15 protein-coding genes and 1 pseudogene are annotated in these 21586 nt (G+C 70.0%); 11 read left to right on the top strand and 5 right to left on the bottom strand.

Annotated features, from left to right (window positions below):
• The first annotated feature begins 156 nt into the window (after positions 1-156).
• Both HUW62_RS33925 and HUW62_RS33920 read left to right on the top strand, forming a co-directional pair.
• Entirely contained in the window at positions 157-1101 is a 945-nt protein-coding gene (locus HUW62_RS33925; protein WP_368670537.1) for a hypothetical protein, read from the top strand.
• Positions 1102-1138: 37 nt separating this feature from the next.
• Positions 1139-2371: a hypothetical protein gene (locus HUW62_RS33920; protein ID WP_163870768.1), complete on the top strand. Its 1233-nt coding sequence runs from the start codon at positions 1139-1141 to the stop codon at positions 2369-2371.
• A 94-nt stretch (positions 2372-2465) separates the two neighbouring features.
• On the opposite strand, the gene HUW62_RS33915 is transcribed toward HUW62_RS33920, so the two are convergent.
• The 5 genes from HUW62_RS33915 to HUW62_RS33895 all read right to left on the bottom strand — a co-directional run bounded on the left by HUW62_RS33915 (position 2466) and on the right by HUW62_RS33895 (position 12239).
• Positions 2466-3389 (bottom strand): hypothetical protein, encoded by a 924-nt coding sequence (locus HUW62_RS33915; protein ID WP_163870767.1) that lies wholly within the window; start codon positions 3387-3389, stop codon positions 2466-2468.
• Positions 3390-3450: 61 nt separating this feature from the next.
• Complete coding sequence (locus HUW62_RS33910) at positions 3451-4761, bottom strand: sigma 54-interacting transcriptional regulator (protein ID WP_163870822.1); 1311 nt, start codon at positions 4759-4761, stop codon at positions 3451-3453.
• 79 nt (positions 4762-4840) lie between these two features.
• Positions 4841-7690, bottom strand: coding sequence for a serine/threonine-protein kinase (locus HUW62_RS33905; RefSeq protein WP_176436774.1), 2850 nt, complete (start codon positions 7688-7690; stop codon positions 4841-4843).
• 240 nt (positions 7691-7930) lie between these two features.
• Positions 7931-10324, bottom strand: coding sequence for an Ig-like domain-containing protein (locus tag HUW62_RS33900; protein ID WP_176436773.1), 2394 nt, complete (start codon positions 10322-10324; stop codon positions 7931-7933).
• Between the two features lie 265 nt (positions 10325-10589).
• Positions 10590-12239, bottom strand: coding sequence for a type VI secretion system contractile sheath large subunit (locus HUW62_RS33895; RefSeq protein ID WP_163870765.1), 1650 nt, complete (start codon positions 12237-12239; stop codon positions 10590-10592).
• A gap of 132 nt (positions 12240-12371) precedes the next feature.
• Here HUW62_RS33895 and HUW62_RS33890 point away from each other — a divergent pair, with 132 nt between their 5' ends.
• From HUW62_RS33890 to HUW62_RS33855, 9 genes and pseudogenes are all read left to right on the top strand, one after another.
• Positions 12372-12782, top strand: coding sequence for a hypothetical protein (locus HUW62_RS33890; protein ID WP_163870764.1), 411 nt, complete (start codon positions 12372-12374; stop codon positions 12780-12782).
• 240 nt (positions 12783-13022) lie between these two features.
• Positions 13023-14519: a CoA-acylating methylmalonate-semialdehyde dehydrogenase gene (gene mmsA, locus HUW62_RS33885; RefSeq protein ID WP_163870763.1), complete on the top strand. Its 1497-nt coding sequence runs from the start codon at positions 13023-13025 to the stop codon at positions 14517-14519.
• Positions 14520-14583: 64 nt separating this feature from the next.
• Positions 14584-15831, top strand: a complete 1248-nt coding sequence (locus HUW62_RS33880; RefSeq protein WP_163870762.1) for a GTP cyclohydrolase II — start codon at positions 14584-14586, stop codon at positions 15829-15831.
• Positions 15824-17035 (top strand): URC4/urg3 family protein, encoded by a 1212-nt coding sequence (locus HUW62_RS33875; protein ID WP_176436776.1) that lies wholly within the window; start codon positions 15824-15826, stop codon positions 17033-17035. The genes HUW62_RS33880 and HUW62_RS33875 overlap by 8 nt, the downstream gene beginning before the upstream one ends.
• Positions 17036-17062: 27 nt before the next feature.
• Positions 17063-17698, top strand: a complete 636-nt coding sequence (gene upp, locus HUW62_RS33870) for a uracil phosphoribosyltransferase (RefSeq protein ID WP_163870761.1) — start codon at positions 17063-17065, stop codon at positions 17696-17698.
• A 106-nt stretch (positions 17699-17804) separates the two neighbouring features.
• Entirely contained in the window at positions 17805-18344 is a 540-nt protein-coding gene (locus tag HUW62_RS33865; protein WP_255203799.1) for an MXAN_0125 family MYXO-CTERM protein, read from the top strand.
• A 508-nt stretch (positions 18345-18852) separates the two neighbouring features.
• Positions 18853-19482: pseudogene (locus HUW62_RS50140) on the top strand (myxococcus cysteine-rich repeat containing protein); the annotation flags it as partial.
• Positions 19483-20097: a hypothetical protein gene (locus tag HUW62_RS50135; protein ID WP_338041976.1), complete on the top strand. Its 615-nt coding sequence runs from the start codon at positions 19483-19485 to the stop codon at positions 20095-20097. It abuts the pseudogene before it with no gap.
• Between the two features lie 367 nt (positions 20098-20464).
• On the top strand, positions 20465-21586 hold a 1122-nt coding region (locus tag HUW62_RS33855), incomplete at its 3' end, for an EGF domain-containing protein (RefSeq protein ID WP_176436770.1).

Genomic DNA, 21586 nt, shown 5'->3' with positions numbered 1-21586 from the left:
GGTTCCTTCTCCGCCCCCTCGGTCTCCCCCCGCTCGGAGCTGTCGTCGCAGGCGATTCCCCCTCTCCCGAAGGCATCCTCGGCCCCGTCCCTCTTCCAGAAGGACGGCTTCGAGTCCGCCGGGGGCCTCAAGAGCGCCGAGGGTCTCCAGCAGCTCGTGAAGATGCTCGCCTCGCAGGTGCAGGTCCTCGGTGAGCTGGCGCAGGCGCTCGGGGCCGACAAGGCCGGCGGCCCGGGCAAGCTCGGTGAGGCGGGCATCCAGCCTCGCGTGGGCGGAGTGCGGAGCCCCGGCGTGCAGGGTGAGGGTGCGCCGAGCCTGGGGGGCCTCGACGGCGCTCAGCAGGCCGGGCTCTCGTCGTTCGAGGGCGGAGTGTCGGACCTGGGCGCGGAGGGCTCGGAGTTCGGCGGAGTCCCGGACCTGGGCTCATCGTTCGACCCCGGACTCTCGGAGCTGGGCCCGGAGGCGATGGGCGTTCCCGACCTGGGCGCCGAGTCGAGCATCCCGGACAGCATGCTCCCCCCGATGCCGGGCGCGTCCACCGCGCAGCCCAATGGCGTCAAGAAGGACGGCAACACCCTCACGCTCAACAACGACGGCAACAAGCCGATGACGGTGAACTTCACCCCCAACGCGGGCGAGAAGGCCGTCGACTCCATCACCCTCCAGCCCGGTGAGAATCGCACCGTGAAGTTCCCCGAGGGCTGGTCCGGCAACTTCCGCACCGACACCGGCGACGGCAAGAACGCCACCCTGGGGGAGGTGAAGTTCAACGGCGGGCACGGTCAGACGTACTACGACGTCAGCTACATCGAGGGCCACAACACCGCCATGACGATGGCGCCGGAGAGCGGTGGCCGGAAGTCCGGGACGCTCGACAACCTGCTTGCTTCCGCCCCCGACGCCGTGAAGGCCAAGGGCCCGGACGGCTCCGCGTACGGCATCAAGAAGACCACCACCTCGGATGTGCAGGACCCGTCGGTGGTAGACTTCTTCCGGAAGCACGTCGGCGCGGACCAGGGCTACGTCATCCCCAAGGACGACGCGAGCACGCTGGGAAGCGGCGACAGCAACATCGTCGTCCACTTGAAGAACCTCACCTGAGCCGCCTCGACGCACCGGCGTCGACCCCCTCGCACCCATGAGCGTCCGCTGGCCCCAGAATGGTCCCCGTCCCGGGGTCCCCCCCAGGCAGGCCAGGGAGGAAGCAGCTCGCGAGCAGGCGAAGCCCGCTGACTCCAAGTCCTCGAGCAAGCCCGCGGCGAAGGGCCCCACCACCGGGAAGCCGGCGACGGGAGGACGCGCCGGTGCCCGCCCCGCGGAGGGCGACAAGGACAGCGCCCAGGGAGGAGTCCATCGCGACGGGATGGAGTCCGGCACCCAGCGCGGCTCCGCGGAGGGCCTGGCCGGCGGCTCCGCTCGCGGTACCCCGGAAGGGCTCGCACCCGGCACCACCCGGGAGACGGCCCCCACCGCTCGCAACGCTCAGTCCACCCCGAACCCCGGGCAGGCGCCGCAGCTCCAGGACCCGAGGCTCGCGCGTCAGGCGCCCACCGTCTCCACCGAATCCGCGCGTGAGCGTGACGTCGCGGAGGAGGGCTCCAGCGAGGACGCCCGGGCCGCGCTCGAAGGCCGCGCCAAGCTGCGCGCCGCCGTGGTGGAGCGGCTCGTCCGAGGGCTCACCGAAGTCGAGCAGAAGCTGGCCGCGTTTCTGGAGAACCCCGGTCGCCAGGGCGTCGTCACCCTCCCGGTGGTCCTCAGCGAGAGCTCCGTCACGTACGAGTTCTGGAAGCTCGTCAGCGTCGAGGCCGATGACCGGAACTTCCTCTGCCACGCGCTCGGACTGCCCGTCAGCACGGACGACGCGCCGCTGCTGATGACGCTCCGTGATGAGGTCCACGCGGCCTTCGGCGAGTTCCATCATTCACCTGAAGGCAAGCAGGCCCGCGCGGGCTACGAGGCGGTGCTGGCCCGCTACGAGACGGCGCGAATCCAGCCCGTCATCTCCGGCCATGACGTCGGCCCGGTCGCCGCCGAGTGCGCCCGTCTCCAACTGCCCTGTGGGCTGGAGTTCACCCGTTCGCTGCTGCTGTCCCCGCTGCAGCTCGCCGTCGCCCTGTCTCCGGAGGAGGGCACGGCGAAGCAGGTCATGGTCGCCGGCTTGACGCTGCCGCAGCTCGGCTCGCTGGTGGGCCACCTGCGCCGCCTCAACCCGATGCTCAACAACTCGCAGGTGCGGCAGTTCCTGCTGCTCGCCGCCACGGACATCAAGAACGCGCTTCGCAAGCCGCTGGGTGACGCGGAAGTGGAGCGCGTTCAGGAGCTGGCGAAGCAGCTCCTGCGCCTGCAGGCCATGGCGATGCTCCACGTCTGAAGTCGGCGCCTGGGTTCAGCCCACTCCATCAACAGACCCGCTGGCGATGCGACGCGCGGCGGGCATTGATGGAGGTGCTGGGGTTCAGCTCAGCTCAGGAGGACTCACGGGCGAAGTTCGCCTTGGACCGGGAGCCGCCACCCTCGGTGTTGCCGAGCGCCGCGGCCTTCTGGCCACCCTGCTCCGCGCGCTGCGCCTCGGTGGTGCCCTCGGCCTTCTCGACGACGAGCATTCCGCCGCTCTGGTGCTCGCGCCAACTGGTGCCGACCGCATCCTCCAACTCGCCGGCCTCCAAAGAGACTGTCTTGCCGGTGCCAGGGTCCTTCACCTTGTACTTGCCCTGGTCGTCCTTGCCATCGACGGTGACCCAGTGCGCGCGGCCCTTGCCCGCGTCCTTCGCCGTCGGGTCCACCTTGTTCGAGTCCACCAGCACGGCGGCCTTGCCGTCGCGCTTCAGGGCCTCGTCCATCATGCCCCGGTCGAACGAGGTGGCGCTCTGGGTCACCTGCGCGCCCTCGTGCGCAATCATGTTGGACAGCTCGTGCGCCGTCGTCCCGCCGCCATCCGTGAAGCGCGACTCCAGCGCGTCCATCGCCGCTTCCTTCGTGGTGGCGCCTTGCGTCTCGGTGCCGTGCGACTTGCCCAGCATCATCGCCACCGCGGACCCGCAGTTGGAGTCCTTGGTCTGCTCGAGCACGGACGCGTCCTTGTCCCAGCCGCCAATCTCCGGCGCGGCCTGCGTCTTGGACAGGTCACTCACGCAGCCGACGGGGTTGGCCGTGGCGGGAGCGGACTCGCCCGAGGCCGCGGTGGCGGCGGAGAAGAGGTTCGTCAACGCGCGCCGGACCGCCTCCTGCGCGGCGAACGTGTCCGAGGGCGCCTCCACCGGCGTCGCGGCGGAGGGGGTCTGCTTCTGGAGCTCTTCGGCCTGCCCCGCGACGGGCACGCGCGGAACACCCGAGCGCGATTGCTCGACGACGGTGGACCGCACCAGGTTGGGGGGCAGGGAGATGCTCACGGGGGGCTCCGAGGCAGAGGGAGAGCGTGGGAGCCCAACCTACCTCAAAACCGGCCCGGCGTTAAGTCTCCCGCCCCGCGTCCAGCTCGTGCTTGCGCAGGAGTTTCTTCAAGTAGACACGGTCGATGTCCGCTTCTCGGGAGGCCCGGGAGATGTTGCCCTCGCAACGCTCCAGGAGGTTCTTGAGGTAGTCGCGCTCGAACCCCTCGATGAGCCGCTCCTTGGCCTCCTTGAAGGGGAGGTCCAGTTCGACCTTGGCGCCCCCCTCTCCGGAGGACTCCAGGTCCGGCAGGGCCTCCTCGCCCAGGCTCATCACCTGCTCCACCACGTTGCGCAGCTCGCGCACGTTGCCGGGCCAGGGGTACTGGGCGAGCAGCGCGCGCGTCTGGTCCGACAGCGCGCTGGGCGGACGGCCCGTGTTCTGGAGCATGTGGTCGATGAGCACCGGGATGTCCTCCGGGCGCTCGCGCAGGGCCGGCAGACTCACACGCAGCACGGCGAGCCGGTGGAACAAGTCCCGGCGGAACTTCCCCTGCGTCACCGCCTGCTCCAGATTCACGTGCGTGGCGGCGACCACGCGCATGTTCACCGTCTGGTAGTCGTTGCCGCCCACGCGCTTCACCTGCCGGCGCTCCAGCACGCGCAAGAGGCGGGGCTGGAGCTCCAGGGGCAGCTCGCCCACTTCATCTAGGAAGACGGTGCCGTTCTGGGCGCGCTCGAAGGCGCCCGCGCGGTCTCCCTGCGCGCTGGTGAAGGCGCCCTTCACGTGGCCGAACAGCTCGCTCTCGATGAGCGTGGGGGGCACGCCCGCCAGGTCCACGATGACGAAGGGGCCCTTCTTGCGCGGGCTCTGCTGATGGATGGCCTCCGCGCACAGGTCCTTGCCGGTGCCCGTCTCGCCCTGGATGAGCACGTCCGCGCCGCCGGGGGCCAGCCGCTCCAGCAGGGTGAAGGCCTCGCGCATCTTCCGGCTGTTGCCCACCAGCGCGCCGAAGCGGTCCTTGGAGGACAGGAGCACCGAGCGCTCGCGGGTGTCCTCCGCCATCAGCTTCAGTTCGGTGGTGCCCAGCGTAATCACGATGCCGGGGCGCAGCTCCAGGGACGTGAAGCGCAGCCGCTCGCAGAAGGAGCCGTTGTGCGAGTCCAGGTCCGTGGCCAGCACGTGCTCGTCATGCACCTCCAGGCGGAGGTGCTGGCGCGACACGGCCTTGTCATCCAGGACGATGTCGCACGTGGGGGCCTTGCCCAGCGTGTAGATGCCCTGCTTGAGCGGGTGCACCTTGCCGGAGTCAGGGCCCGAGAGGACCTTGAGCACCATCTTCACCTGACCGGCACGGCCCCGCGTCAGCGTGGCCGTGGCATCCAGGTTCATCTCGTCGTCATCCGGCGGCGCTGACACGGCGTGGACGGTAGCACTTCCGGGGAAGGCCGCCACCCGTCAGTCGCGGCTCTCACCTCCTCCGAGGGCGAGCAGGCGCGCGGATGGGCTTGACGGGCTTCAGGGGTGCGGGCGCGGGCAGGGCCGCGAGGAAGGTGTCCACCTCTCCCACGCGCTCGTCCATCCCCGCCTCCGTGAACCAGCCCCGTGCGCGCGTGGCCTCACCCCGCGCCTCCGGTGACTGGCCCGACTTGACGAGCGCCTTCGCCAACGCGAAGCCGGACTCCGCCAGCGCATCCGGCGGCGCGGAGGCGAACGTCACCGCCAGGCGCAGGGGCTCCACCGACTCGCCCACGCGGCCCAGGCCGAGCAGCGCCTGTCCCACCCCGTCGTAGGACGGCTGGAGCTTCTCGTCGTCCGCGGGCAGCGCCTTGCGCTTGAGCGCGAGTGCCCGCTCGTAGGTCTTCAGCGCGTCCTCGAAGCGGCCCAGGCCGAGCTGGCACATGCCCACCTCGTCCAGCGTCTCCGCGAACTTGGGGCTGTCAGCGCCGTAGATGGCCTGGGTGATGTCCGCCACCGCTTGTGCATGAGGCAGCGCCTTGTCGTCCTGCTTCAGCTCGCGCAGCGTCATGGACAGCAGGCCATGGCGTCGGGCCACGTCCGGGTGCTGTGGCCCCATGGCGGCGGTGGTCTTCTGGAGCGCGTCCTCCATCAGCGCCAGCGCGCGCGGGGAGTCGCCGAGCTCATGCACCACGTGCGCGAGCAGGTACGTCGTCCGCGCGCGCTTGGGGTGTTGCGCGGGCAGGGACTTCTCATAGAGGGCGCTGGCCTCCTCCAAGCGCGCCTTCGCTTCTTCGTACTGGTCTTGCGAGATGGCGAGGTTGCCCTGGTTGACGCGCACGTCGCCCAGCAGCACCGGGTCTCCACCCAGTCGCTCCAGCGTGGCCTCCGCGAGCGCGCCCCAGCGGGCCGCGGGCTCGTAGTGCTTCAGCCCGTCCTCCACGAAGAGCAGCTTGTTGAGGGCCGTGACTTTCAACCGGTCCGCGTGGCCGGCCTCCGCGTCGAACACCGCGCTCGACAGGAGCTTCGCGGCCTCGGGCGACTCGCCCACCTGCTCCAGCAACCAGCCATTCAGGAAGCGCGTCTCCGCGCGCAGCGGCAGATAGCCCGTGGCCTCCACCGGCGCGACGAGCGCCTTCACCGCCTCCAGCGCCTGCGGGTGCTTGCCGGCATCCATCCGCGCGCGGACGTGGGAGAGCTTCTCCTCCAGCGTCTCGATTTCCGCGCGGCGCACCGGGTCCGTGGGCAGGCGCTGCCGCTCCGCCAGGGCCTCCGTGTCCTCGCACTCCGCCAACGAGGGCAGCGCGAGCGCGGCGTCCAGGGACTTCTCCACCAGGGCCGCGTCCGCGCTCGACAGCAACTCCACCGTGGCGTGGAAGTCCTTGCGGCGGCGCTCCAGGCACACGAGCTGCCGGTCCAACTGCTCCTCGGGTTTGACGCCCTGCACGCGCGTGGCCTCACAGGCCTGTACGCGCTGGAGCTTCCACGTGTCGGCGTATTCACCGAGCGCCGTGGACACGCTCTGGGCCATGCCTTCGGCGAAGGGCCTGCCCGTGGCCTGGAACGCGGTGGTCAGCTTTTCGCGCGCGGTGGGAGACCACTCGCCGTCCATCTGCGCGCCGGCATCCACGCACACGCGCGACTGCTGCCACGCGGCGCCGCCCGTCAGCGCGAGCGTCGCCGTCAAGGCACTGGCGGCCGTCACCCACCTGCGGCGCAGCGTGCGGCGATGCTCCTGCGACAGGGCCTCCAGCAGCGCGGCCATGGACGGGTAGCGCGCGTCCGTCTCCAGCGCCAGGCCACGCAGCACGACGTCTCGCACCCAGCCGGGCACCTGGGTGTCGCGCGGCGGCTCGCGCACGGCGGGTACCGGTATCGTCGAGGCCGAGGTCGAGGGCATGGCGCCAGGCCGCTGCGAGCCCAGCGACTCGGTGCGCTCGGACTCGACGCTGACGGCGGTGCTGGAGAAGGCATAGGCCCGCAGGCTGCCGGGCTCGAAGGGCCGTGCGCCGAAGAGGGCGCCGTAGAGCGCGGCGCAGAAGCTGAACTGGTCCGTGCGCCCGTCCAACGTCGCGCCCCGGAATTGCTCAGGGGACATGTAGTTGGGCGTGCCCACCATCAACCCGCGCTCGGTGAGCGTCGTGTCCAGCATGCGCCGCCCGGACGAGGAGGCCAGGGCCTCGCGCGCCGCCTCGGGCAGGGGCTCCTCGTCCTCGGGAGGCAAGTCGCCCATGGTGCGCGCGAGGCCGAAGTCCGTGACGTAGACGCGGCCCGCGCGGCTCACCAGCACGTTGGCGGGCTTGAAGTCGCGGTGCACCAGGCCCGCCGCGTGCGCGGCCTCCAGGCCCCGGCCCGCTTCCACATAGCGCGTCACGATTTCGCGCCAGGAGCGCGGCGAGGCCTTCAGCCACGAGGCCAGCGTGCCGCCGTCCACCAGCTCCATGGCCACGAAGACCTGGTCGCCCCACATGCCCACGTCGAAGACGGGGATGACGTTGGGGTGGGAGACGCGCGCCATGGCCTGCGCCTCTCGCAAGAGCCGGGCGCGGGCCTCCTCCGAGTTGTCATGCCGGCCATCCGGATGCAGCAGCTTGAGCGCCACCTTGCGGTCCAGGTCCGGGTCATAGGCGGCGTACACCACGCCCATGCCGCCCTGGCCCAGCCGCCTCAGGAGCAGATAGCGGCCAATCTGGGAGAAGGGTGGCACGGCGCGGCGAGCCTCGTCGGGCCCCGTCCCGGAGAGGTCCTCCCTCGGGCCGGTGCCCTGGGGGCCAGTGCCCACGGGGCCGGCGCCCAGGTCTTGCGTGCCGGTGTCCTCCTGACCCGTGCCCGCGTCCCGCCCGCCTGTGTCTCTTCTCGTCATGTCTGGCGCACCTCGGGGGCGGAGTGTAGCCAAGCTCTCGCGACAACCCGAGTTCTCCGCCGCCGTGCGTCAGTGCCTGCTTGCCTGAGGACCCGAAGTCCCCCGGCTCCAGGGACGCGTCATGAGGCGGGGGGCTCGAGCTCATCCCTCGGAATCAGGAGGTTCGACCCTGGCGCGGCCCCACCCATGGCGACCTCGATGCGCGCCTCCCTCACGAGCTGGGAGGCGCGCATCGGGGATTCAGTACACCACCACCGAGGCGTAGACGCTGGTGCCGTTCGTGTAGGCCACCAGGGCTCCGCCGTTCGACGGGAGCGCGGCGACTCCTGGCGAGGCGCCTGGCCCCACGGTCCTGGCATCCACGGTCAGAATCGTGGCGGCCCCGACGAGCATCCGGTCCAACTGGATGTTTCCCGTCCCTCGTTGGGAGGCGATGTAGCCGTTGCCGAGCGCATCCGCGTCAATCGACCGGAAGGGACCGGGAGCGACGTCCGTGGGGAGGCCGGGCACCTGGGTGCTCGTCCCCGGCGCGGACATGGGGATGACGTCCACGTTGTCGTCCCCGAAGGAGCCCGTGGTGTAGATGAAGCCGTTGGAGCCCGTCCAGTCCGAGAAGAAGGCCTGCCCCGGCGGGGAGCTCAGCGGGCCGAAGGTGGTCCCCTGGTCGCTGCTGCGACGGATGCGGAAGGCGGGGTCGTCGCTCACCGAGAAGACGTCTCCGCTGATCTTGTCCACGATGACGTCGAAGAAGGCATTGCTCTGGTCCACGTCTGTCGCGATGAAGTCGTTCGCGCCTCGCGCGAAGTTCCGGAGGACGCGGACCCCGACGCCGCCTCGCGAGACGGAGATGTAGAGGGCGTCGCCCCTGGAATCCAGACTGAGGGTGGGGTTGGCCGCCGGGCTGAGGGTTCGCGGCGCTTCCCAGCTCGCTCCCGCGTCGACGGTCCGGGTGAATATCAGCACGCCCGGGTTCGCCGTCGCCGCGACGTAGGCGACTCCCGTGGGGCCACCTTCAATCGCGACCTCCGCCGCGTTGGTGATTCCCAGGGGCGTGGGCCCCACCCAGGTGAGGCCACGGTCCACGCTCACGCTGACATGGACCGCGCCACCGCACGTCATGACGGCGTAGAAGCGCCCCAGCGCATCCACCGCCACCTTGCGCCCCGTGTTCGAGTTGGCGGTGGTGCAGTTCAGCGTCCCGCTGATGAGCGTGGGGGGCACATTCGAGAAGGCATCCAACTGGCACGTGGCGTCGCAGCCATCCCCGGGAGTCGTGTTGCCATCGTCGCACTGCTCTCCCGTGAGGCTGTCGACCAGGCCGTCACCGCACACCTCCACGCCCTGGCAGTCCGCTCGGCAGCCATCCCCCGCGACGCGGTTGCCGTCGTCACACACCTCGCCCGAATCGAGGAAGCCGTCGCCACAGACAGGCGGCCCCCTGACAGTGAGGGTGATGGTGGCGGTATTGGAGGTCAGCGCGCCGTCGCTGGCCGTGAAGGTGAACGAGTCCGCCCCCTGGAAGTCCGCGTTTGGCGTGTAGAGCAACAGGGCGCCCGTCCCGGACAGGGTTCCGTTGGCGGGAGGAGTCGTCACGGTGTACGTGAGCGTGTCCCCTTCCACGTCCGTGGCCACCAACGTGATGGGCGTCGACGTGTTGTAGTTCACCGTCACCGAGGCGGAGGCGGCCACGGGTGCGTCGTTGACCGGCGTCACCGTGACGAAGAGGGTGGCCGTTGCCTGCTTGCTTCCGTCGGAGACAGTGACTTGGAAGGAGTCCGCTCCGTAGAAGTTCGCGTCCGGGGTGTACGTCACCGAGGCCCCCGTGCCCGTGAGCGTGCCGTGGCTCGGCGTGGTGTAGGAGAAGGTTAGCGCGTCGCCATCCGGGTCCACCGCGGGGATGGTGATGTTCACCGCGGTGTCCTCGGGGGTGGTCGCGTGGACGTCCTCGACCGTGGGCGCTGAGTTGTTGTCGCAGACGCTCGGCTGTCCCGTGCAGGTGTAGCCCGGCTCCACCTCGCAGACACTGTCACAGCCGTCTCCGGAGAGTTGGTTGCCGTCGTCACAGACTTCGGCCCCGGCAATCACCCCGTCACCACAGATGGGCCGGATGGACGTCTCCACCGCGTCCACCTGGTAGGGCCCGAACAACGCGCCCCGCAGGCGCACGTAGCGATAGGGATAGTTCCCGGGGTACCTCGCCACCGCGACATGGGTCCCCAGGCCCAGGTGCAGCAGGCTGGAGCCGACGGAGGTCCCATCCGCTTTCAGGAAGTCCACCTGGGCCACCAGCAGCACCGACAGGCCCCGGTAATAGACGCGCAGGTCTCCAGTGCCCTCCTCGCCCTGCCCCAGGTCCAGCACCAGCGCCGAGAGCAGGCCCGGTATCGTCGCCCGCTGCTCGTCCGGTGCGCCCAGCGCCCTGTTCGGATGGAGCACCGCCAGCGTGGTGCCCGGCGCCACCGCGTCCGCATACAAATCCCACGGCGGCGCGAGCTCCTGGCTCACTTGCGTCAATGCCTCATCGCCTTCCGCCGCCGCCCCTTCGTCGACGGGCTCCACCCCGCACGCAGCCAGCAACAACACCAGCGTCGCCCGCAGCCCCCACGACAGCGAGGCATGTGTAAGGCTTCTCATTGGATGGCTCCCCCCAAGGAGCAGGATGAAACCCAGAATGGGCCGTTCCCCTCATGGAATGAATCACATCCCTTGTCACAGTCGGTTTGTTCGCGCGCAATACGCGGAGGGCCAACGTCGTCCGGCAGCCAGTCGACAAGCACTCGGGGGTCAGGGATTCAAGAGTCCCTGACATTCATCCGCCTGTTTCAGCGTCTTCTTGAAGACAGACGCCGTGCCCGCGGACGTCTGTCTCAATGCCTGTCGGTATGGCGCCTCGATTTCGTCAGGCGCGCAGCGGCAGGGTGAAGGCGAGCTGGAAGCGGGTGCCGGCGTGCTCGGGCCGGACGGTGGCGGTGACGTGGACGCCGTGGCCGTTGCCGGTGGGGACGACCTCGCCCTTGAGCTGGCCGTCCTCGGTGGCGCCCCGGAAGAGGAACACCTCCGCGGCCTGCGAGAAGATGGAGGCGACCTCCGCGTTGCCGGAGCCGGGCGGCAGTTGGTCCCTCACCCACGTCGCGAAGCGGACGATGCGGCCGGTGAGCACCTGGGCCGGAAGCGGCACCGCGTAGCCGCCGCCGTACACCGTGGGCGCCCCCGCCAGCAGCACCGCGTCCGCGTTGCGCCCGCTGCCCAGGCCCAGCACGCCGTTCTCCTCCAGCTTCGCCTGCGCGCGGATGGGCAGGAAGACCTCGGTGGGGATGGACAGGCCCTTCTCGCGGCCGGAGGGAATCTCCCACGTCGTCGGGGCGCGCACGCCTCCGGCCTGGCCGAAGATGCGCGCGAAGGCGCTGGTGTCGCGGAAGCTGGACGCGAGCATCGCCGCCACCGCGAGCGCGGGGCTGGTGAAGGCCGCGCGCTTCGCCCGGGCCTCGCTGGCCACGACGACGCGGTTGACGACGGCGCACAGCCACCGCGAGGACTCATCCTGGCGCAGCTCCGTCCACGACTCCGACACGTGCTCCCGGCCCTCCTCCAGGCCCAGGGACAGCTCGTCCGGGGACAGGCCCAACAGCGACGGGGCCACGGCGGCGATGATGGGGAGCTGCGCGAGCTCGCCCATCGCGGCCAGGCGCGCCAGCACCGCGACGTCATCGTTCGTGTCCATCACGAAGACGGCGTCGGGCCGGTCGAACGGCTCGCCGGAGAGCGCGGCGTCGAGCGCGCCGAGCAAATCCCCCCGGCTCACGTCGAGCACCTCCACCGCCATGCCCGCGGACGCGGGGCACTGGTCCACCAGCCACTTGAGGCCGCGCCATGCTGACTCCAGCCGGGCCACGGGCTCCGCGATGAGCACGTCGTTCGCGCAGCGCAGCACCGTCTCGTCCAGCAGGTCCCTCACGGACTTGCGCGCGGCCGTGGCGGGCGCGGACGTCGATGAGCCCGAGGCCGGCGCGCGCGGGTTGAGGGCCTTCACGAACGCATCCACGGCGCGGGCCGCGGTGGCGGGCGAGGGGGGCTCGGCCTGGTTGAGCAGCGCCTCCACCAGGGCCGCGTCATTGGACGACACGGCGGGCGCGGGAGTCGGTGCGGGCCGCGGCGGAGGCGCCGCGTCACGCAGGGCCGCGGCCACCGCTTCGGGCAGGCGGCCCGGGCCGGTGATGGCCTCCACGCGCCTCGCCGCCTCCTCGGGCGACAGGGCGGGGGTGAGCTGGTCTCGCAGCGCGTGCAAGTCGCGCAGCGCGGGGATGCGGGTGAGCACGTCGGCGACGCCGAAGTCGCGCAGCCGCTCGAAGGACAGCTCCAGGGCGCGGGTGTCGTCGGCGCCCAGCCGGTCCGGGACGATGAAGCGCACGTGGCTGGCGGCCTTGGCGAGCTCGCTGGCGAAGGTGTCGGAGCTCACATGAAAGCGACGGCCCGAGGGTGTGGAGGAGAACGCTCCCGCCACCAACCACCGCACGCGAGCACCCTCGGCACTGCTTCCGCTCTGACTCATGCACCGCCCCATCCGTGAGTAAGGCGCGGCACGTTAGCCCGAGGGAGGTGTTCTCCGCGAAGGCATGGCGGTTTCCCACACCTTTCCAAACCCCTTGCATCGCTCCCACCCAGGCCCCAGCCTCCACCCGCCATGTCCATCCGCAAGGACTACATCGAGCGCCTCGTCGAGCAGTTCGCCGAAGCCCTGTCCCGGCTCCTCAAGGCCCGCCAGGAGAAGCGCTTCGCCGAGGCGGCCGGGCTCATCCGCTCCACCGCGCTGGACACGCTGGGCATGGAGTACGACGCCCTGCTGATGGTGGACGCGGCCTCCACCTCGCGGATGCTCGGGGACCCCTTGCGGGTGAAAATCCTCGCCCGGCTCGTGGCCGAGGACGGAGAGCTGCACCTGGAGCAGGGCGACACGCGGACCGCCACCGCGCGCTTCCACTCCGCGCTCGCGCTGTATGCCGAGTCCCGCGCCCTGGGCCGCCCCCATGACGACGAGGACACCGCCGTCCTCACCCGCCTGCGCGCGTGGCTGGGGCCCGCCGCCTCCGCTTGAAAGACAGCACTCCCACCTGAGTCCACTCCCACCCCTGTTCCTTTCGATGACGCGTCGCGGCCTTCGTGACGCCATGCATTAAAGGAAGATGAGGCTTCGCGAGAGCAGGTCCTCTTTCCGACAGGGAAGTGCTCGGTTGCCGGACACTCGGCGGCCGCGCTGACAGGCTTTCTGGGGGGTGGGTTGCCGATCTGTCTGCATTCCCGGATACGATGAGGTGCACGTCCTCACCCGAATTTTATGGGGGTGCGCTTGTCGTTCGTTGAGCTTCCGCAGAGCGTTGTTCCGTGTCGAAACCTGGTGGGCGGCGAGTGGCGGGTGCCTCAAGGCGCGCAACTGCTGGACGTACGCAGTCCGTACACCGGCACCGTCATTGGCCGAGTTCCACTCACCTCCGCGGCGGGTGTAGCCGAAGTGGTGGAGGCCGCGCGGGCCGCGGCGCCCCAGTGGGCCGCCACGTCGCTGCGTGAGCGCACCCAGTTGCTCTTCCGCTTCCGATATCTCTTGGAGCAGCACCTCTCGCGGCTGTCGAACCTGGCGGCGAGCGAGGCGGGCAAGACGGTGGCGGAGGCGCGCGCCGGACTGCTCAAGGGCATCGAGGTGTGCGAGTTCGCGCTGTCGCTGCAGAACCTGGACAGCGGCGCGCACATGGAGGTCAGCCGGGGCGTCACGTGTGAGCTGCGCCGCGAGCCGTTGGGCGTCGTCGCGGGAGTCACGCCCTTCAACTTCCCGGCGATGGTGCCCATGTGGATGTTCCCCATCGCGGTGACGCTGGGCAACGTCTTCATCCACAAGCCTTCGGAGAAGGTGCCCCTCACCGCGTGCGCGCTCGGCGAGCTGATGCTGGAGGCGGGCTATCCGCCCGGCGTCTTCTCCATCGTCCACGGTGGCAAGGAGGCGGTGGACGCGCTGGTGGCGCACGAGGACGTGAAGGCGCTGGCCTTCGTCGGCTCGTCCGCGGTGGCGCGGCACCTGTATGCGGAGGGCAGCAAGCGCGGCAAGCGGGTGCTGGCGCTGGGTGGCGCGAAGAACCACCTCATCGTCGCGCCGGACGCGGACCCTGAACTGACGGCGCAGGCCGTGGTGGACTCGTTCACCGGCTGCGCGGGGCAGCGCTGCATGGCCGGCAGCGTGGTGCTCGCGGTGGGCAACGTGGAGTCGCTGCTGGCGGATATCGTCCGCCGCGCGGGGAGCATCGAGGTGGGTCCGGGCATGGGCGCCATCATCGACAAGGGCGCGGTGGACAGGCTGGAGACGGCCATCGACAAGGCCGCGTCGGAGGGCGCCAGGCTGGCGCTCGACGGGCGGGGTCGCCGTCCCAAGGGAGACACGTGGGCCGGTGGCAACTGGCTGGGCCCGTCCATCCTGGACCAGGTGCGGCCGGACATGGAGGCCGCGCGGCGTGAGCTGTTCGGCCCGGTGCTGTCCATCATCCGGGTGCCCACGCTGTCCGCGGCGCTCGCGGTGGAGAACGCGTCGCCCTACGGCAACGCGGCGTCCATCTTCACCACCAGCGGCATGGTGGCGCAGACGGTGGTGGAGGGCGTGCGCGCGGGCATGGTGGGCGTCAACGTGGGCGTCCCCGTCCCGCGTGAGCCCTTTTCTTTCGGCGGCACCGGCGAGTCGCGCTTCGGCCACGGGGATATCACCGGGCCGTCCGGACTCGACTTCTGGACGCAGCTCAAGAAGGTCACCCGCAAGTGGTCGGCGCGCACCGACGGCTCCTGGATGAGCTGAGTCGCGCGCCCTCACGTCCACTTCGCCCGAGCTCCAAAAACGCGCCCGCAAGGAGGGCGCTCCCATGGCAGACAAGAAGCCCGTCAATTCCATCCGCCTCACCTCGCATCCAGATGGGGACGCCGTCTCCATCCGTTGGGGAGAGGCGGACCCGACGCGCCGAGGCCCCGTGGTGGCCACGCTCACCGAGCCCGCGCACCGCAACGTCATCGGTACGCACGCCGGCTCCTACGCCGTCTATCGCGCGCTCGCCGTGGCCGCCGGCATGCTGCCGCAGGACCACCGCGCCGACCTGAAGGACACCTCGCCCGCGGCGCGGATTGGCCCGCACCCGTCCTGGAGCAACCCGGACCGGATTGTGTCGTTGGACCCGTGGGGCGCCGTCGCGCCGCAGGCGTTCAGCGCGCAGTCCGAGCAGGGCATCGACTTCCGTCCCACCATCGCCGTCACCCGCGCGCACATCAACCTGCCGGAGCTGCGCGACGCGGTGGTGGCGGGCCGCCTCAAGCCCGACGGTGACCTGCTCACCGCCAACGGCGACATCAAGGTGGTGAAGGCCGCGGTGGACCCGGTGTGGCACCTGCCGGGCATCGCCAAGCGCTTCGGCATGACGGAGAACGCGCTGCGCCGGGGCCTCTTCGAGCAGACCGGCGGCATGTTCCCGGAGCTGATTACCCGCCCGGACCTGCACGTCTTCCTGCCGCCCATCGGCGGGCTCACGCTGTACGCCTTTGGAGACATCAACTCGGTGTCCAACAAGGACATCCCGTTGGCGGTGCGCGTGCATGACGAGTGCAACGGCTCCGACGTGTTCGGCAGCGACATCTGCACCTGTCGTCCCTACCTGGCCCACGGAATCGAGGAGTGTGTCCGCACGGCGCAGGCCGGCGGCGCGGGCGTCATCGTCTACTTGCGCAAGGAGGGCCGCGCGCTGGGCGAGGTGACGAAGTTCCTCGTGTACAACGCGCGCAAGCGGCAGGAGGGCGGCGACTCCGCGGCCACCTACTTCCAGCGCACCGAGTGCGTGGCGGGCGTGCAGGACATGCGCTTCCAGGAGCTGATGCCGGACGTGCTGCACTGGCTGGGCATCACCCGCATCCACCGCTTCGTGTCGATGAGCGACATGAAGCACGACGCGATTGTTCGCTCGGGCATCGAAATCCTGGAGCGCGTGCCGATTCCGGAGGAGCTCGTCCCCGCGGACGCGAAGGTGGAGATGGAGGCGAAGAAGGCGGCGGGCTACTTCACCAAGGGGCCCGTGGCGGACGCGACGGCGCTGACCCAGGTGAAGGGGCGTGGCCTCGATGTCTGAGCAGCCGCTGGCGAGGGCGGACGTGTCCCCGGCGGTGGCGTGGCTGCGCACGCCGGCCGCCATCCGCGAGCGCTGCCACCAGCTCCTCGACCTGGGACTGGCCGGCAAGCTGGCGCACTTCCGGGTCGAGCCCTCGCGGCTGCCGGTGGTGGTGGACACCGTGCTGAGCGTGACGCGCGAGGCGTACCCCACGCTGGACATCCCCGTGCACAGCCGCTGGCGCCACTTCGACGCGGGCGGCGTGCAGCGCGTGGCGGAGCTGGAGGCGCGGCTGAAGGACGCCACGCCGCAGGAGCGCGCGCGGGCGAAGCTGGACCTCGCGGTGGTGAGCGTGCTCCTGGACGCGGGCAGCGGCCCGAAGTGGAGCTACCGCGAGCAGGGCGGCGCGACGTGGGCGCGCTCGGAGGGGCTGGCGGTGGCCAGCTTCCGCATGTTCATGGACGGCCTCTTCTCCTCGGACCCGGACCGGCCGCTGCGCGCGGACGCGGAGGCGCTGGGGCGCTTGTCGCGCGAGGCGCTGGCGCGCGGACTCCAGGTCTCCGACACGAATCCGCTGGATGGCTTGGACGGACGCCTGCACCTGATGCACGGCCTGTCGCGCGTGCTGCCCCGGCCCGGCACGCTGCACGACATCGTCGCCGCGCAGGGGCGGAGCGTGAGGGGCTCGGAGCTGCTCGGCGTGGTGCTGGAGACGCTGGGCCCCATCTGGCCCGGCCGCGTCATGGTGGACGCGGTGAACCTGGGCGACGTGTGGCCGCACTCGGCGCTGGGCGCGGTGGAGAGCGTGGACGCGCTGGTGCCCTTCCACAAGCTGTCACAGTGGCTGACGTACTCGCTGGTGGAGCCGCTGGCGGAGGCGGGCGTGCGGGTGGTGGAGCTGGACGGCCTCACCGGCCTGCCCGAGTACCGCAACGGCGGCCTCTTCGTGGACCTGGGCGTGCTGGTGCCCAGGGACGAGCGGCTCACCCAGGAGGCGCTGCACCCGAGCGAGGAGCCCATCGTCGAGTGGCGCGCGCTGACGGTGGCGCTGTTGGACCGCGTGGGGGCGCTGGTGCGAGGCCGGCTGGGGATGACCGCGGAGGAGCTGCCGCTGGCGAAGGTGCTGCAAGGCGGGACGTGGACGGCGGGGCGCAAGGTCGCCGCCGAGCGACGCCCCGGAGGCGTGCCGCCGATTCGCGTCGAGAGCGACGGAACGGTGTTCTGACAACCGCTGACCGAAAGGGAGGACGCAATGGAGTTCCCCAACTGCACCGTGGTGGACCATCCGCTGGTGAAGCACAAGCTGACGTTGATGCGCCGCGCGGAGACGAGCACCGCCTCCTTCCGGGCGCTGCTGCAGGAAATCTCCCTGCTGCTGGCGTACGAGGCGCTCAGGGATTTGAAGGTCCGCGACGAGGAGATTCAGACGCCCATGGCGCCCATGAAGGCGCCGGTGCTGGAGGGCAAGAAGCTGGTGCTGGTGGCCATCATGCGCGCCGGCCAGGGCATCCTCGATGGGATGCTCCAACTCGTGCCCTCCGCGCGCGTGGGCCACATCGGCCTGTATCGGGACCCGGAGACGCTCACTCCGGTGGAGTACTACTACCGGGTGCCGGGCCAACTGGCGGACCGCGACGTGGTGGTGTGTGACCCGATGCTCGCCACGGGCAACTCCGCGGTGGCGGCGCTCCAGCGGGTGAAGAAGAGCAAGCCCGGCTCGCTGCGCTTCGTCTGTCTGCTGGCGTGTCCGGAGGGCCTGGCCAACCTGCGCGAGCACCACCCGGACGTGCACGTGTACACGGGCGCGGTGGACGAGCGCCTCAACGAGCACGGCTACATCCTCCCGGGCCTGGGCGACGCGGGAGACCGGCTCTTCGGCACCAAGTAGCCGCACCCAGGCAGTTGCCTCCGGCAACGATGTTTTGGCTGTACCCGCTGGCGCGCGACAGGATGCGCGCCGCGGGGGCCAGCACGTCGAGACGGAGGTACGCGGGATGCGAGCGAGGACTTTCTGGCCCCGGAATGGGGCCGCATGGCTTGGGTGGCTGCTGCTGACAGGGCTGGGTGGCGCGCTGGCGGCCCACGCGGAGAGCGACCCGTGTGACTGCGTCACCGACCGTCAGAGCGTGGTGTCAGAGATGCCATGCCTCATCATCGCCGCCTATTCGAGCTGTGGCGCGAGCACGGTGCGCAATGCCTGCGACACGCCGGTGACGTTGGTGAGCTGGCCGCTCGTCGGTTGCGCGGATGGGCTGTGTGATTTGGAACTCCAGCCGAACGAGCAGGCCTCCTTTCACTTCGCGGACGGGCGGGGGCGGTCCTCGTCCATGAAGTGGGGCGTGGAAGAGCGCTTCGAGGAGGAGACCTTCACCGTCTCCGTCGATGGCGAGGAGCGCGACCTCGTCGTCTCCGCGAGCGTGTCGTGTGTGGCGGGGAAGGAGTCCTCGGGTGGCTGTGCCTCTTCGCCGGGAGGACTTGCGCTCGCGGGCGTGCTGGCGCTGCTCGGAGGCTGGCGCCGCGCCCGTAATCGCTGACGCGGGAGCGAGGGCAAAGACAGGCACGGAACCTGGGTTCTGTCCGAGACGGAGCCGGGCTATACCTGCGACGGGCACCGACCGAGCGTATCGACGAGGGCTCCCTGGGTACCGACACATGCGGGCTGGATTCGCGGTGTGTCAATACGCCCGGAAGCTTCGAGGCAGATGGGTCAACCCCCTGTCTCGCGGGGGATGCGGCTGCTGGATGGCTGACGTCCCCGCCGGAAGACTCGCATGTATCAAGCCTGACGCTGGCTTCCGCGCGGGTGTCGGCTGGTGCGCGCCTCCACGATACATGACGCATGGGCTGTCGGCTGGGACACGAGCAGGTCCGTGGAGAAGAGGCGCCCGCTCGCCGGAACAATCCTTCATGCGTTTCATGTCGCGACGGCGAGCCCTCGGTGATGTTTCACCCGAGGGCTTCCTCCGGTCCGTCGAGCGAATGGAGCGAAACATGAAGGTCGGTCATGATGTCTCGGCGTCGCGCGGATTGCGCGCGGCCCTGATGGTCCTTGCTGTCGGTGCGTTCAGTGCATGCGGCATCGGTCCCGAGGAGGAAGCGCTCCTCGAGGCGGAGTCTTCGAGCGAGGTGTCCGCGTTGGCGTGGGACGCGTATGCGGACGCGGTGGCGTCTGGCACCACGGCCGCGGTGCTCAACCCGAACAGGGCGCTGGGCGCACCGGACGGGCAGGTGGCGACGATGCTGGGCCTGCTCAACTCGGCGCTGGTGCTGGATTTGGGCGCGGGCGAGGAGGGCACTGGCGACCTGCGCGTCCATTACCGGGGTCTGAACGTGGCGCTGGTGGCCCAGGTGGACTTCCTGAAGGCGGATGGGAGGACCACCATCAGCTCCAGCCCGCTGCGCCTGGTGGAGCTGGGCCTGGGGACCCATGTGGCGGTGGTGAGGTACTCGGGCAACGAGCCCTACCGCTACGTGCGCCTGCGGGGCGTGCTGCTCGCGCTCTACCTGGTGGACGCGGTGGAGACGTCCATCCGGCCCTTCTGTGGTGACGGCGTGCTGGATGGGGACGAGGCCTGTGACGACGACAACCAGGCCTCCGGAGACGGCTGTAACAGCGTCTGTCAGGTGGAGCCCGGTTACACCTGCGCGGGAGCGCCGAGCGTCTGCACCGACATCGACGAGTGTGCCCTGGGTACGGACACGTGCGCGCCGGGCGAGGTCTGTGTCAACACGCCCGGAGGCTTCGAGTGCCAGGCGCGAGCCTGTGTTCCGCCGCGCATCGTCTGCGGCGGGTTTTGCGTGGACCCGAACACCGACAACAACAACTGTGGCGCCTGCGGCAACGTCTGTGGCGAGGGGAAGACCTGCTCCTCGGGCGTGTGCCTGGGCACGGGCACCCTCCAGTTCACCGCGACCTGGAGCCGCAATGGTGACGCGGACCTCATCGTGGCGACGCCCAGGGGCAAGCGCATCTTCTATGGGAACAGGGGACCCAACGAAGGGACGGACTTCGGCGAACTGGATGTGGATGACACAGCGGGTGACGGGCCAGAGAACATCTTCTGGGCGCCGGACCGGACGCCGCCTGCCGGCAACTACAACTTCTGTCTCCGGGTGGGCAACTTCAACCCGGCGCCGAGCCCCACCAACCCCGTGGAGTACAACATCCGCGTGCGGCGTCCTGGCCAGCCGGACTTCTCGTTCGTCGGCTCGGCCACCCAGAACAGGCCGCTCGGGATGTGCGTGCCCGGCGAGCCCGCATACGTCGGGTCCATTCCCTATCCTTGAGACCCGGTAAATGACAGACACCGGTCCGCGAGGGGAGGGGGCCCCCGCGCGGGCCGGTGATGGGTCGGTTGGGAACCCTGTCTCGGAGTGCCAGGGGATGCAGGAGAATGGCTTGCTCCAGTCCCTGGGGCGCTAAGGACACCCACGTAGCACGTGTCATGCTTTTGGCGGGAACGGTGTCGACTGGCTCGCTCCACGTCGACCTTCAGCGTCTGGCTTGTCGGCTGGAACACGGGTAAAGCAGGCAATTGAGGGCCGGACCTCACGGAAAAAACCCTCCATGCGTTCCATGCGCAAGGCGGGTGCTCGAGGTGGATGGCTTCACCGGAGCGCTTCGTCTCGTCAGCCGAATGGAATGGAGCGAAACATGAAGGTCAGTCGCGGTGTGTCTGTGACGCGCTGGTTGAGCGCGGCCCTGGCGTTCGTCGTTGTCGGAGCGCTCGGCGCGTGTGGCGCCAGTTCCGAGGAAGAAGTGCTCTTCGATGCTGAGACTTCGAGCGAGGTGTCCGCGTTCGCGGGTGACCCGTATGCCAATGCGGTGGTGCAGGATGGCCTGCTCGGTGTGAACAACCCCCAGAACGCGGTGGGTGCTCCGAATGGGACCACGGCCAGCTTCCTGGGGCTGTTGGGGGCGTCGCTCACGCTGGACATGGGCGCGGGTGAAGAGGGGACCGGGCCGCTGCGCATCTATTACCGGGGGCTGAACCTGGCGGTGATAGCGCAGGTGGAGTTCCTGCGGGCGGACAGGAGCGTCATCTCCACGGGACAGGCGCAGTTGCTGGACCTGGGGCTGGGGACGCACACGACGGTTGTGTCCTTCAGCAATCCCACGCCCTACCGCTTCGTGAGGCTGCGCGCCGGGCTGCTCGCCATCTTCCAGGTGGACGCGGTGGAGGCGACGAGCATGGTGGGCACGGTCGTCTGTGGTGATGGCATGGTGGGCATGGGCGAGGGATGTGACGACGGCAACCGGATGGCGGGGGACGGCTGTAGCGCCCAGTGCGCGGTGGAGCCGGGGTACACCTGCCAGGGCCAGCCGAGCGTCTGCCATGACGTGAACGAGTGCACCAACGGCACGGCGCAGTGCTCGCCGAACGCCTACTGCACGAACACGCCGGGCAGCTACACCTGCACGTGCAAGCCGGGCTACATGGGGGATGGCTGGACGTGCAATGACATCAATGAGTGCACGAACGGCACGGCCCACTGCCAGCCGGGCGAGACGTGTGTGAATACGCCGGGCAGCTTCGAGTGCCGGCCGGGGACCTGCGCGCCGCCGCGAGTCCAGTGCGGCACGCAGTGCGTGGACGTGTCGTCGGACGAGCACAACTGCGGCTACTGCGGCAACGTCTGCGCGACGGGGAAGACGTGCACGGCGGGGGTGTGCACGGGCGGTGGCGGGGGCATCGCGCTGCAGGTCACCGCGATGTGGGGCCGTGACGGGGATGCGGACCTGGTGGTGCGGACGCCCACGGGGAAAATCATCTAC

This window comes from Myxococcus sp. AM011 (assembly GCF_013372595.1).
Classification (GTDB): domain Bacteria; phylum Myxococcota; class Myxococcia; order Myxococcales; family Myxococcaceae; genus Myxococcus; species Myxococcus eversor.
The sequence above is the reverse complement of the archived record's forward strand: the minus strand, read 5'-3'. Positions and strand labels throughout refer to the sequence as shown.

Bases quoted from the DNA above. Each gene is read 5' to 3' on its own strand.
- HUW62_RS33920 (WP_163870768.1), top strand. From the start codon at position 1,139: ATGAGCGTCCGCTGGCCCCAGAATGGTCCCCGTCCCGGGGTCCCCCCC.
- HUW62_RS33910 (WP_163870822.1), bottom strand. From the start codon at position 4,761: ATGAACCTGGATGCCACGGCCACGCTGACGCGGGGCCGTGCCGGTCAG.
- HUW62_RS33905 (WP_176436774.1), bottom strand. From the start codon at position 7,690: ATGACGAGAAGAGACACAGGCGGGCGGGACGCGGGCACGGGTCAGGAG.
- HUW62_RS33900 (WP_176436773.1), bottom strand. From the start codon at position 10,324: ATGAGAAGCCTTACACATGCCTCGCTGTCGTGGGGGCTGCGGGCGACG.
- HUW62_RS33895 (WP_163870765.1), bottom strand. From the start codon at position 12,239: ATGAGTCAGAGCGGAAGCAGTGCCGAGGGTGCTCGCGTGCGGTGGTTG.
- HUW62_RS33890 (WP_163870764.1), top strand. From the start codon at position 12,372: ATGTCCATCCGCAAGGACTACATCGAGCGCCTCGTCGAGCAGTTCGCC.
- mmsA (WP_163870763.1), top strand. From the start codon at position 13,023: ATGGGGGTGCGCTTGTCGTTCGTTGAGCTTCCGCAGAGCGTTGTTCCG.
- HUW62_RS33880 (WP_163870762.1), top strand. From the start codon at position 14,584: ATGGCAGACAAGAAGCCCGTCAATTCCATCCGCCTCACCTCGCATCCA.
- HUW62_RS33875 (WP_176436776.1), top strand. From the start codon at position 15,824: ATGTCTGAGCAGCCGCTGGCGAGGGCGGACGTGTCCCCGGCGGTGGCG.
- upp (WP_163870761.1), top strand. From the start codon at position 17,063: ATGGAGTTCCCCAACTGCACCGTGGTGGACCATCCGCTGGTGAAGCAC.
- HUW62_RS33865 (WP_255203799.1), top strand. From the start codon at position 17,805: ATGCGAGCGAGGACTTTCTGGCCCCGGAATGGGGCCGCATGGCTTGGG.